11 protein-coding genes and 5 pseudogenes are annotated in these 13,234 nt (G+C 34.3%); 9 read left to right on the top strand and 7 right to left on the bottom strand.

Annotation, left to right across the window (positions count from 1 at the left end):
• The 4 genes from ACUN26_RS28000 (at position 1) to xerS (ending at position 4,660) form a co-directional block, all read left to right on the top strand.
• Complete coding sequence (locus ACUN26_RS28000) at positions 1-915, top strand: acetamidase/formamidase family protein (protein WP_001044905.1); 915 nt, start codon at positions 1-3, stop codon at positions 913-915.
• A 65-nt stretch (positions 916-980) separates the two neighbouring features.
• A complete protein-coding gene (gene hisG / locus ACUN26_RS27995; RefSeq protein ID WP_000115576.1) occupies positions 981-1,637 on the top strand; it encodes an ATP phosphoribosyltransferase in 657 nt (218 codons plus the stop codon).
• A 35-nt stretch (positions 1,638-1,672) separates the two neighbouring features.
• A complete protein-coding gene (locus tag ACUN26_RS27990; RefSeq protein WP_000707038.1) occupies positions 1,673-2,359 on the top strand; it encodes an SDR family NAD(P)-dependent oxidoreductase in 687 nt (228 codons plus the stop codon).
• A 1,227-nt stretch (positions 2,360-3,586) separates the two neighbouring features.
• Complete coding sequence (gene xerS / locus ACUN26_RS27985) at positions 3,587-4,660, top strand: tyrosine recombinase XerS (RefSeq protein WP_000386612.1); 1,074 nt, start codon at positions 3,587-3,589, stop codon at positions 4,658-4,660.
• Between the two features lie 409 nt (positions 4,661-5,069).
• On the opposite strand, the gene ACUN26_RS27980 is transcribed toward xerS, so the two are convergent.
• Entirely contained in the window at positions 5,070-5,273 is a 204-nt protein-coding gene (locus ACUN26_RS27980) for a hypothetical protein (RefSeq protein WP_000900521.1), read from the bottom strand.
• A gap of 190 nt (positions 5,274-5,463) precedes the next feature.
• Positions 5,464-5,631, bottom strand: a pseudogene (locus tag ACUN26_RS27975) (MFS transporter); the annotation flags it as partial.
• A gap of 36 nt (positions 5,632-5,667) precedes the next feature.
• Here ACUN26_RS27975 and ACUN26_RS27970 point away from each other — a divergent pair.
• The 3 genes and pseudogenes from ACUN26_RS27970 (at position 5,668) to ACUN26_RS27960 (ending at position 6,307) form a co-directional block, all read left to right on the top strand.
• Positions 5,668-5,769 carry an IS66 family transposase gene (locus tag ACUN26_RS27970; RefSeq protein WP_080001332.1) on the top strand — a complete coding sequence of 34 codons (102 nt, stop codon included), beginning with the start codon at positions 5,668-5,670 and terminating at the stop codon, positions 5,767-5,769.
• Positions 5,766-6,082, top strand: a pseudogene (locus ACUN26_RS27965) (IS66 family transposase). Before ACUN26_RS27970 ends, ACUN26_RS27965 begins: the two are co-directional and overlap by 4 nt.
• 87 nt (positions 6,083-6,169) lie before the next feature.
• Complete coding sequence (locus ACUN26_RS27960; protein ID WP_000287134.1) at positions 6,170-6,307, top strand: transposase domain-containing protein; 138 nt, start codon at positions 6,170-6,172, stop codon at positions 6,305-6,307.
• Positions 6,308-6,589: 282 nt separating this feature from the next.
• Here the strand turns inward: ACUN26_RS27960 and ACUN26_RS27955 are convergent, their stop codons facing one another.
• Positions 6,590-7,189, bottom strand: a complete 600-nt coding sequence (locus ACUN26_RS27955; protein WP_000010591.1) for an undecaprenyl-diphosphatase — start codon at positions 7,187-7,189, stop codon at positions 6,590-6,592.
• Positions 7,190-7,632: 443 nt separating this feature from the next.
• Positions 7,633-7,800 (bottom strand): annotated as a pseudogene (locus ACUN26_RS27950) (LysR family transcriptional regulator); the annotation flags it as partial.
• A 92-nt stretch (positions 7,801-7,892) separates the two neighbouring features.
• Here ACUN26_RS27950 and ACUN26_RS27945 point away from each other — a divergent pair.
• Positions 7,893-8,427 (top strand): annotated as a pseudogene (locus tag ACUN26_RS27945) (recombinase family protein).
• A gap of 31 nt (positions 8,428-8,458) precedes the next feature.
• Positions 8,459-8,800 (top strand): annotated as a pseudogene (locus ACUN26_RS27940) (DUF4158 domain-containing protein); the annotation flags it as partial.
• 503 nt (positions 8,801-9,303) lie between these two features.
• Here ACUN26_RS27940 and ACUN26_RS27935 read toward each other — a convergent pair.
• From ACUN26_RS27935 to ACUN26_RS27925, 3 genes are all read right to left on the bottom strand, one after another.
• Complete coding sequence (locus tag ACUN26_RS27935; RefSeq protein ID WP_000964512.1) at positions 9,304-10,044, bottom strand: ABC transporter permease; 741 nt, start codon at positions 10,042-10,044, stop codon at positions 9,304-9,306.
• A gap of 1 nt (position 10,045) precedes the next feature.
• Positions 10,046-10,996, bottom strand: coding sequence for an ABC transporter ATP-binding protein (locus tag ACUN26_RS27930; protein WP_000859763.1), 951 nt, complete (start codon positions 10,994-10,996; stop codon positions 10,046-10,048).
• Between the two features lie 75 nt (positions 10,997-11,071).
• Entirely contained in the window at positions 11,072-13,207 is a 2,136-nt protein-coding gene (locus ACUN26_RS27925; protein ID WP_000124051.1) for a peptidase domain-containing ABC transporter, read from the bottom strand.
• Positions 13,208-13,234: the final 27 nt, after the last annotated feature.

Here is a 13,234-nt window from a genome sequence, read left to right as displayed (position 1 = left end):
ATGAATAAAGTAGATGTGAATTTTATTGAATACTCAATCGATACAGCTAGTTTTGAGTTATCTCCAGAGAGAGAACCGGTTTTATATGTAAATCCAGGTCAAGAAATCTCAATGGAGGTAATGAATGCATTTTCACAAGAGACGGATAATGAAGAGGAATTAAATAATGTAATTAATAAAGGCGAACATCATCCGTTTACAGGGCCAGTTTATATCAATGGAGCTTTGCCAGGAATGACAGTAGCTATAAAAATTAAAAATATTCATTTAGCCAAGTATGCATATACATGTATTTCACGTTCTTCAGGAGTGTTGAAGGGTCAATTCACAGAACGGAATTATAAGAAAATAGAAATTAAAAATAATAGGATAGATTTTGAGGGAATTGATTTACAGGTTAGACCTAGCTTGGGAGGGATAGGACTAGCTGATCCCTTTAGAACAAGAAATGGTGCAACATGTAAATACGGAGGGAATTTAGATATCCGCTGGTTGGTTGAAGGAACAACAATTTATTTACCAGTAGCTGTCGAAGGTGGTTTATTATACGCTGGTGACTTACATGCTTTACAAGGAAATGGAGAACCCTCAGGGATTGCTTTAGAGGCATCAGGAACTTTACAAATAAATATAAATATATTTGAAAATAATATTCCTACTCCCATTTTACAGGTAGAACAAGGGCTTGTAATAATTGGATTTGGGGAGACATTTGAAGAAGCTGTTAAGATGGGCGTAGATACTTCTACAAAGATAATAGCTCAAGCAAATCATATGAATAAGGCAGATGCCTACATGTTATTGGGATGTACCTCGGACATTGTTATTGGGCACTTAACAGGGAGAATTAAAAGTGTAGGAGTTTTAATTCCATTTGAAGTTTTACGTATAGAAGATGTACTAAGGAAAAAGTAAACAAAGAAGAAAATGAAAAATTATTAACATTTGATTTTATATTTTCTATGAAGAGAGGAATCACTTTGTCAGTGAATGAAGAGTTTATTACAATTGCTCTTTCAAAGGGACGCTTATTATCAGAAACCTTGCAGATTCTAAGAGCAAGTGGGATTAATATCCCCTTAGATTTAGAGAGTTCGCGTGAACTGTGTTTTGACTTAAGTGAACAAAATTTGCGCTTTATCTTGGTGAAATCAGTAGATATTTTACTTTTTTTAGAGAAAGGAATTGCTGATTTAGGCGTTGTAGGAAGTGATTTACTATTAGAAAAAGGTGAAGGTTTTGTAGATATACTTGATCTTAAAATTGGCCAATGTGAACTGTGTGTTTGTGCAAAACCTGGAATAAATATAAAAGATGTAAAATCTGTAGCAAGTAAATATCCTGTAATTACAAAGAAATATTTTGATCAGCAATACCATGATATAGAAGTGATACATTTAAATGGTTCGGTGGAAATTGCTCCAGTATTGAATATGGCGGATTGTATTGTGGAAATAGTGCAGTCAGGTAAGACACTTGTTGAAAATGGATTAATAGTCTATGAAAAAATTGAAGAGATTTCAGCAAAAATAGTTAAAAGAAAAAAATCTTTATATGAAAAAGAAAAACAAATTAATGACTTTTTAGCAAACTTTAATAATTATTTTTATAACATTAATGTGCCATCTAAGTTATAAAAATAACATTTTGAGAAAATAGGTGGTGTTTTAAAGTGAAAATAGTAGTAATAACTGGTGCAAATCGTGGTTTGGGATACGGAATTGCAAAATCATTTGCGGAAAAAGGGCACAAGGTTATTGGATTGAATCGGACTTTGTGTAAAGAAGAATGGTTAGAAGAAATTCAATGTGATCTTTCACAAAAGATAGATATTGAAAAGTCTGTTGCTGGGATAATTAGACGATATGGAAAAATAGATATATTAATAAATAATGCAGGTATAAGAAGATTTAATAACATTTCAAAGATAACAGAACAAGATTGGCAAGACAGTATAAGTACAAATCTTTCAGCCCCATTATGGTTGATTCAGTTTACTGCTCCTATGCTAAAGCAGAGTAAAGGGCTAATTATATTTATTGGAAGCCATGCGGGTGAATACTACTTTGAGCAAGGTGTTGCATATTCAAGTACAAAATCTGCTTTGCACGCAATGGCAGAGGCGGCAATACAAGATTTAAGATATGAAGGAATACGTGTTAGTCACCTATCCTTAGGAGCAATTGCCAATAGATCGATGGAAAATGATGAATGGAAAATGCGCCCACGGGATATAGGTCAATTGGCTGTCGCAATCTCAGAATTACCATCCAGCATAATGCCTGCTTTTGTAGAAGTTCGACCTTCTATGCCAAATAGGTCTCCAATTTCTGGATTGGAAAGATTACAGTATATATAAGTATTATGGCGATACTCTATTTTTTGCTCCCCCATTTTTTATGGAAATGGGGGAGGTTTTGTATTTAAAGGAAAAAAACGAGAAATTCTATGATATATCTACTATCTTAATGCAAAAAAAATAGAAAAAACATATATTACAAAAAGAGTAGGGGAAAGCATCTAGAAATATTTATGTACTTTTATATATAATGGTACGAGTAATGATATATATCATTAAGTTAAGGTAGTATAGTATCATATTGTAATGAAAGAGGAGCTTGTATTATGGAATTACAAGTTAGTTCCATCATCCACTGATGCAAGGCTGTGATCCTTAACCTATAGTCCACTTTCTCTGACAAACATATGCACTTAAATCAAGATGGTGGTCCCCATGCCTACCAAGTTAAGGAATGCATCGTCCTCAAAAGCGAAAAAAGTGAATTGAATTCCGAAGGTCAGCTATAAATAAAATTTTCGTTTTAGGGATATTTCAAATTATTAGCTTGATAGAAATGGGATACCGCCACACATCCATCAAGCTAGGAAAAGCAAATATACTGGCTATGTCTTAGAAACAACCATGTAATCGATATTAATGTGTATAGTCGAATGTATCTGAAACTAAAAGATATTCATAATGACGAAAGGGAAGTGAACGATGCATTTATAAAGAAGCAAAAAACAAAAACTTCAAAACTTCGCACGAAATCCCGATTTTACGAACAATAATAAAGTTAAATAAAACTCTAATACAGTATTTAGGATGTTTGAGCTCAATTGCATTAATCTTAGTGTATTGATATGTGCCCAGACAATTCATACTTTATATAGAAATTATTAAATGCTGAGTTACTCATTAATAATTTTTATAGTAAATTACATTTTAATTTATAAGATTTTTTCTTATGTTGATCTAATTAACTCCTCATAATCATGATTAAAATAATCAATTCATATTTGATAACAACTTTTAAACTGTTTCCACATATTGATTTTAGTGTGAAAAATCCTTTATTTTATCTATATTCACATATGATTTTTCTACTAGTATTATAATGTAATTTTAATTTATCATTTAGTTATCTATCATTTTCAATAGAATGATTACACTATCCCTATTCAATTTCAGGTATATCCTAGAAACTATAATTTAATTATGTAAACAAGTATGTGTAAAAATTGAATTTAATGCGAACTTGTGTTCGCTCCTCTTTTCTGTTATAGTATATATGAGGTGATTTTTATGGATTACAGCAAGCAACGTCAAAAATCCGTACATCGTAAAAAATTATACGAGAATCTAAATGAAATGCCCTTTTACATAGAAGAATTTGTGGAGTACAAAGAATTGCATGATGCCTCTCCCTCCACCCTACTGAATTATGTATATGATTTTAGAGTCTTCTTTAATTGGTTATTATCCGAACAAATTATTGAATTAAAACCTATTAAAGACATATCCTTCTCTGATCTGGAGAATTTAAAGAAAAAAGATGTTGAGAACTTTATGAGATTCTTAAAATTACAACAAAACATGCAGAATTCCTCTGTTAACAGAAAAATTTCTGCCTTAAAGTCTTTATTTAAGTACCTTACCTCCCTATCAGAGAATGAAGATGGAGAATGTTATTTTTATAGAAATGTAATGGCTAAAATAGAAATACATAAAGATAAAGAAACATTAAATGCTCGTGCAAAACGTATGAGATCTAAAATATTCCATAATGATGACGATCAAGAATTTTTGAATTACGTTAAATATGAACATGAAAAATCTTTAACAAAACATCAGTTATTCTATTTCCTAAGAGATAAAGATCGTGATGTAGCTATCCTCTCTCTCTTTCTTGGTAGTGGTATTCGAGTAAGCGAATTGGCCGATCTTCGTATGGAAGATATAAACTTAAAAGAAAGACTGATTGATGTAATCCGAAAAGGAAACAAAGAAGATTCTGTATGGATTACCCCCATTGCATTGAATGATCTTGAAAAGTATATGGAAATCAGAGATAACAAATATGCTCCAGGAAAAGAATTAAAAAATGTGTTTTTATCGAGGTATAAACATACTGCACAGCCTCTTTCGGTTAGGGCTATCCAAGATATTGTAGAAAAATATACTAAAGCATATGGAAAAAGAATGTCTCCTCATAAATTAAGACATACATTAGCAAATAAATTATATATGGAAGAAAAAGACTCGTTACAAGTGATGCAGCAACTTGGGCATACGAGTCAAGATACAGCATTGTTATACACTCAACTTGGGGAAACAACTATTAAAGATAGTTTAGGTAGAATAGGGAAAGAAAAATAATAAAAGGTTCAGCTCTCCTTCCCTATGATTGCTGAACCTTTTATTATTTAGTTTAATTTTTAATTTTATTATATAAAAAATACATAGTTTATCTGTCGCTTTGTTTGGGATATGAATGATGAAAAATATTAATAAAATATTTGAAAAACTATCTTTAATTTGAATGTAGGTATATAAATTCATAAATTTCAATTATATAACCAAAATTATCTGTATACCATGGCTTATTCGCTTCTCTCTTGAGGAATATTATAGTTTATCCTCATTACCTTGCTTCATATGAAATTTTTCTAGATGAAACTTTAATTCGAAAATATATGCTTATTCATCTCAAAAATTGCAAAGCAAAAAGGCACCTAAGTTAGGCGTCTTTTTGCAAAAATCATTTCCTCATCCTTGTTTAAATAATTTAAGATTTTGCGATACCTAGATCACTAAATGCTTTTTTTACAATTTGGGGCATTTTCCCTTCGGTTATAAGTACTTTCGCGGATTTTAGAATTTCTTCAAAAGCATCATGGAAACCAGAATTTTGGCGAAGATGCGACCATGCATTGTACATAGGTTGATGTGGATGATGCTTTTCGGTTGCATCTTTATACCCACCAAGCATAGATGGCTCATAGTTAATATGCGGATTTTAAACATATTTAACATGTTGAGCCTTTCCCCCTTACAGCAATAAAGAATAAAAATTTGGTTCTATTACAAAAACTCAATACAATTCACAAATAATTTTTAAAGCTCAGATATACCGATGCACAGGCATTCAGTATCCTGTCTAATAAAATTCAATTATAAAACTATTCCTCTGTAGAAAAATAAAGAAGGACTATGGTCGGAAAAGCGATTCCCATCCATAATGTTAGATTCCATTCACCTAAGGCATATGCCCATTCTCTAATAAACAATCCAACAATACTTCCTAAAAAAATAGCCATAAAGAGCCCGCTTAATCGACTACGAATGTCCTCTATGACTATCAACTTACAAGAGCAGGCAAACATCTGAAACGTTTTTTAACTGGTTTCGAAGGATATTTACAAGTAGATGGATATAGTGGTTATCATCAAGTACCGGATGTCACTCTTGTCGTTGGGCGCATGTGAGACGAAAGTTCGATGAAGCCTTAAAAGCTTTACCTGAATCACAGAAGAGGAAAAAAGTGAAGGTGAGCGAAGGCATACACTTCTGTAATCAACTCTATTCAAATGAAAGGAATCTCAAACACGTCAAGCCATATAAGCATCGACTTGAAAGAAGCAGGCCCATTCTTGTCCTTTTTCAGCATGGCCTCATGAACAGAAAGATCGTATTTTACCAAAAAGTGAGCTAGGAAAAGCCAACACTTATTGTTTGAATCAATGGAAGCATATTAAAGCCTTTTTATTAGACGGTCATTTAGAAATTGATAACAATTGAAGTGAACGTTCTATTAAACCATTTGTAATTGTGAGGAAGAATTGGATGTTCTAAAATACACCGTGGGGTGCTAGAGGAAGTGCCATCATGTATAGTTTGGTGGAAACTGCAAAAGAGAACACTCTAAGTCCCTATCATTATATTCATTATTTGCTTAAAACGCTGCCCAACATCAATTTAAACACTAAAGAAGAAATTGATAAAGTCTTGCTGGGGTCAAAGTAATTGCCATCTAGCTGTAGAGTGCCGAAAAAAAGTGAAGTAAACAAAAAAACTCCAAAATCAATCTTTATTGTATATTTTGGAGTTAATTGACGTTTACTTTGTAAAGAAATAGAACCGTAACACTTCCTAAAACCTGGGTGCTTATCACATCCACAAACACAAAAGATTAAGAAGCCTTCTTCATTCGTTGTTGCTCTTTAATTTGTTCAGCAACAGCTGCAACATGAATACATTCCATATATAGATCGTCAGCATCTGTATTTTTCACGCTAACTTGTATACTCAAAATTCCTTTGATTTGTTTTTGTATGGTAGAACACGTTTCTCTACTCTTTCATATAGAGTAAGCAATTGCATGATAAAAGAAAATTTCGGTACTAACCAATACGAAAATAACGCTGAAACACACCCTATTAAAGCCCCTATTGCAACATCAAAAGGATAATGAACCCCTACCCAAATACGAGAGATCGCTACACAAAATGCAAGTATAATCCATAACCATCCAGTCTTTTTACGAACAAGCCAAAACGAAAAACAAATCGAAAAAAAGAGAATCGTATGGTCACTAGGAAATGAATTATCTACAGCATGGTCGACAAGTTTATTAACATCAGGCAATACTGCAAACGGTTGATAATTCAAATGAAATTTCCCTGCTATTTTTCCAATCACCTCAGCAATTACAAAAGCAACCATCGCTTGAATAACCATCATCCTACTTTTTCTGGACCCGGTAAACCAATAAGCTATAATAATTAAGGCCAAAATATATACCATATATTCTGCCAAAAATACCATGGCTGAGTTTAGGAATGAATATTGTTTACCTAAATCATTAATTGCTCGAAAAATATCAATATTGAATTGAGAAAAAGACATTTTCAAATCCCTCCTTTATAGTAAGGTGTATAACTGATTGCCATATACCTTCATTACATGAATAATTTTGATTATTGTACTCATCTAAAAATACCAACCTTCTTGTACGTTTATAATTTTATTATGGGAAAAAAGGTTTAAATGAGACCTAACTACTTCTTAAATATATGAATGTACAGTTTCTTACTCTAACATGACGTTTTCACTTAAAAAATAAGCGGCATACGTACGTATATTTCGACTAATGTTTTTAAACACGAGCTGAGAAAACATCATCTTACTTCCCCTCCCACGCTTTTTTTACTTTCATAAAAATAGGTATCACCATGAGTATGACATTTCCATCTCCTTCTTCTTTCTCACTATAATAAAAAAAGAAAAAGGAAAACATCGAACTTCCTTACAAACATTCGTGTATTCTTACAATTTTGTCATTTTTCTCGTCATTTTGTAAATGTGTTCATCACCTTGCCTTTCGCTATTTTCAAAAACTCTTGTAACACTGGGTTTATATTCTTCTTTCTGTATGCAACGGCTAGTTTCGCAACAATTTTAGAATCACATATTTCTTTGTAAACAACTTCTGATTGATATAATTTATTTGCAAACACCTATCCGCTATTAATTAAATAAGAATATATGTTTCTAATACATGTTTTTGATCCTATTTTAATAGATATATTTAGATAGAAAGTGAAACAATTTGATTTTTGGTTATGCTAGTGTCAGTACAGAAGAACAAAATCTTGATATGCAAATAGATGCTTTGCAACAATATGGTGTAGAAAGGCCATGTCAGGAGAAAATGACAGGAATAAAAAAAGATTATCCGCAAATCGAAGAGTTACTAAAGGTATTCCGTAAAGGCGATAAGATAGTTGTTTACAAAATTGATCGAATTTCTTAATCTACAAAACAACTAATGGAGTTAAGTGGAAAATTCAAAGAACCAGGTGTAGATTTTATTTCTATTCATGACAGCATTGATACATCTAATGTTATAGGGAAATTCTTGGCAAGTATTGCAGAATTAGAAAGAGATATTATTAGCGAACATACTAAAACAGGATTAAACGTAGCTAGAACTCGTGGGAAAAAAGGAGGAAGACCGCAAAAAACATACAGATAAATTTGAAATAGCTCTTAAAATGCATCAAAGTAAAGAATATAGCATTAAACAAATTACAGAGGCTACAAATCTAAGTAAAACAACATTGTATCAATACACTAACAAATAAACTCATTACTTTTATAAATGTAGGAAATGTTATGAGGGGAAAAGAACTTCTCACGCCTGTACAAAGGGAAGAACTATTACATATTTTTGTTGAAATAGAAAATGAGCTAGCATTGCATTACACATTTTCTATAGAGGATCTTGAAATCATTAATCAACATCGTAGAGATCATAATCGTTTGGAATTTGCTGTTCAACTCTGTATATTAAGATATCCTGGATGTACTGTTACGAATATGCCAGCAATTCCTGAAAGACTCTTAAAGTTTGTTACCAAACAAATTGGTGTAGACCACACGTTCTATGAAGTATATTCGAAACAAGAACTTACTAGGCGAGAGCACTTAGAAGAAATACGTAAAGAATATGGATATCTTTACGTATTAATCATTTAGAACAAGATATCCCAGAAAACGCAAAAAAATTAAGTGCTAAGCTAAACAATATGTTACCACGTATGAAACTAACAGATTTACTGTTAAAAGTATCGAATTAGACTAAATTTGAACAGCAACTGATTCACGCATTAACAAATAAATCGCCTAAAGGCGATGAAATTATTAAATCCCTAGCTGCAACGATGGCCACGGGAGCTAACATTGGTCTAACTAAAATGGCAGAAACTGATTTTATTGTTTCTGCCGGAAAAGATAAAATGTTAGTCTGACTTTAATTTAAAACCAGCGGTAGTCTTTGACAAAAATAAAGTCCTAGACTGCTACTGATTTATTGGACTAGCGTAATCAATTGTCACTTATCATTATTGGCTACTTTCAGTTTCACATTCATTATTTCGTCTTCCATACAGTTATCCCGAGTATCGCCATAAGCGACATAACTGTATCCTATTTTGCTCACTCTTAGCTCCGTTTTATGTTTAGTCTGCTCCTCTCTCTTTGACGAACAACCATAATCCAATTGCAAAGAAACACAAAATATAGGCGATATCTATCGCTAACGACATAGGTAAGCCAGCTAATTCCGATTTATATGGTGACGTGCTCCAATAGACACTTAAATCATCATGATGAATAAATAGAATGTGTGTCCATGATATAGATACGAGACTACCACCAAATATCATTTGTAAAAAGTATAGCACTAAGCTACTTCCTACTGCAATAGCAGCTGATCTCGTCCACACGCCAATCAAGGATGCTAGACTTGCATATATGCAACATTGCAATACGATTGCTCCGATAGAATATATAACATCCGTCATGTCGCCCCATTGTATGTTTTGGGGCGACACCAGAAGATTCGCTAAAAAAGAAACAATGAATATATTAACAATACCCGTAATGATGAGCAAAATCATCGCAGCAATTTTTGCAACATACAACCGTGAACGCGAGGATGTATGCAGGAACAGTTGTTTCAGAGTACCATATTGATACTCATCCGTCCAAATAAGAGGTGATAAAACAATCGCCCAAGGTAAAATAACAAGCATTCCCGATAGGCCAAGCAAAGCATTTACCACTTGAGTCACTGTATCATCAGCCTTGATATTACTGGTGTATGCCCAAGATAACAGTACAGTCATCACAATAAAACCAATGTGTGAAAGAATAAAGATTTTTTTATTCACTATCTTCAAACATTCATTCCATAACAACTTAATTCACCTCACCACGCGCAGTTGTCCATTTTAAAAACTTATCCTCTAAACTCGTATGTGCCGGCAAGACCCGATGAACTTCCACCCTGGCATCACACAATGCTCGAATCAGCTTTGGAACTTGACCTTCATCAATAGCTACTGTCATAGTATGCAAACCGTTAGATAATTTCTTTGTCTGCGTATAATCCAATGCATGATGATCATCTCCAAACAAGTTAACCACAACTTCGCTTGTAAGCTCAACATTATCGACGTGAAGAGTGATATAGAATTTTCCATCATTTAACCCATCATCAATCCGCTCCTCTGTCACTAAGCAACCATTCTGCATAATAACCACTCGGCGTGCCATCTGCTCAATCTCAGAAAGTTGATGACTGGAAATCACAATTGCTACGCCCAAATCTGCCGCAATTCTATTCAAATAGTTCCGGGTTTCACGGACACCAGCAGGATCAAGTGCATTCATTGGCTCATCTAACACAAGCAACTTTGGCTTTCGCAGTAGTGCTTGTGCAATCCCCAAGCGTTGTTTCATTCCCATGGAGTACGTACTTACTCGCTGCTCAAGCGCATGTTCTATACCGGTTAGACTGGCTACCTCCAGCAACCAATCCTTACTCGCATTTTTGTGCAAACGCTGATATTGACGTAAATTTTCGTATCCACTCAAATAAGGATAGAATGCAGGTGCTTCAATCACTGCCCCTACATTGAAGAGTGCTTTAGAAAACTGACTCTTAATACTGTAACCTGCAATCTGCACGTCCCCGGCACTTATTGTGCTTAGACCAACTATCATCTTCATCGTGGTTGTCTTACCCGCTCCGTTCGCACCAAGTAGTCCAACAATCTCTCCCTCTACCACATCGAATGATATGTCTTGCACAATCAACTTGCCTTTGATTTCTTTCGTTAGGTGTTGCACCGATAGTACCGTTTTCAATTGTCCCACTCCTTACAATATAAGTACAGCCTCATTTCATGAATTCATTAAGAACAGTCTGTAAAGAAAAATCAGTTATGAGCTCATTTCTCTATAGTAATATTGATAATAATTTGAAGTATGTAACAATTGATTGTGATTTCCTACATCGCAAACCTTACCATTCTCTAAAACAATGATCGTGTCGCTATTCATCACCGTCGATAACCGATGGGCTATCACTATTCGTGTACAATTAATACTAGATAAATATTCATCTACCCGCGCTTCACTTATATGATCCAAAGCGCTCGTTGCTTCATCCAACACTAGTACGGTTGGATTATTAAGTAGTGCCCTGGCTAAAGCTATTCGTTGTCTTTGCCCTCCTGAAATATTCCTGCCCATTTCAGCCAAAACTGTCTGATATTGCATCGGCATCGCCATAATTTCATCGTGAATATTCGCTGCTTTTGCCACCCGCACTACTTCGTCCATAGTTACACCATCCTGGTGTAGGACAATGTTATCATAAATACTACGATTGAGTAATGATATATCCTGTGGCACTATTCCCATCTGTTTACGCACATATTGCATATCCAAATCCGAGGTTTCATGATTATCATAGTATATTTCCCCCGAGGTTGGTGTAAATAACCCAATCATCAAATGAGCTAAAGTCGATTTCCCAGAACCAGATTGTCCAATAATGGCTATCTTCTGCCCTAGCTTTATATGTAAAGAAATGTCGTTTATCACCTTCGGACTATACTTCGAATAGGAGAAGCTGACATGTGATAGTCTAATATCTCCTCTTACTTTCACTTGCAATTTACCTTCATTCTGCTCAATTGGAGATTCCAGTACGTCATGTGTTCTTTTCAAAATAGTAGTCGTAAGAATATATGAGTTTATCGTATTCATAAGACTTGATGATGTAGTGAAAAGTAGAGTCGCAATTGCTTGAAATGAGACAAGCTCACCAATCGTCATAGAACTGTATTTACCAGTAACTAACAGAACACCGATGCTTAGCACAATGAGTGGTGACATAAACTGCAATCCATTGCTAGTTGTTGTAATGTAGCTATTCAAATTTTCCTTACGGCGGTACACCTGCAATAAATGCTTGAATTTATTAAGCCATTGGGAGTAAACTTGCTGTTCTGTCCCTGATATTTTCACTCCCATAATACCGTACAACATCTCTGTCTGCACAGCTTGCACCTCTGTCGTTGCCACCACTTGTTGCTGATTAATCTCTGCTACATAGCGTTTAGTGAAAATGACCAACAAAATATTTATGCTTACCAGCAAAAATACAACCATCGCAAGCAATGGAGATGTGAATAACATATAACCTGACAATACAAATAACATGAAGCCATCCAATATACCTGTAATCAGAGTGCCTGAGAGCTGATTTCGGATTGTGGCCAAGCTATTCATTCGAAAAAGCATGTCCCCATACGAACGTAATAAGAAAAACGGTAAAGGCAACTTCAATAAATGTGAGAAAAAGCTTGTCTGCATCTCATAATCCAAAGCATTGTGCAATCGAACCAAAACACGACTGCGCGCGAATGTAATTAACATGTATGCCAGTAGAAAGCTGATTATAGATATAAAAACCGTTATAGATAAGCTCGAATTTTTCGGAATCATAATTTCGTCAATAACATGCTTCATGAATAACGGCATACCTACTATTAGGACTTGCAAAGCCAGTGTAATAAGAAAAACATATACGAACAGATTTTTATGTGATTTCACATAGACTAAAGAATTTAACCAAACATTCTGATCCTTCTCAACGTCGAGTCGTTCTGTTAAATCCACTGTCATCAAAAATCCAGTAAATTGCTCGCTGAAGCTCTTTAATGACAGCTTGATTCTTCCAAAACGTGGGTCAACAATACGAGCATAATTGTTATCTATCTTTTCAAGAACCACAAAATGACCTTGGTTCCAATGTAGAATTGCTGGTAAAGAAACTTGCTTTAATTGATCAATATGTTCGATACGATAAGCTTTAGCGTCAAAACCTAGACTCTCAGCAATTCTCTTTAATTGCAATAGTGTTGTACCATCCCGTCCAACGTCCGCCCTTTCACGTAGTCTAGATAAAGAAACTTCCTTTTGATAGTAGGCTGATATCATAGCAAGGCAACAAAGTCCACACTCCGACTGATGCATCTGCTCGACATACGGTACACGCCGACGAGCCATTACATTCTCTCCCTTCTACTTTGATTT

Source organism: Bacillus sp. WC2503, from assembly GCF_052682895.1.
Note: the sequence above shows the minus strand (reverse complement) of the source record. Positions and strands in the feature narration are given on the sequence as shown.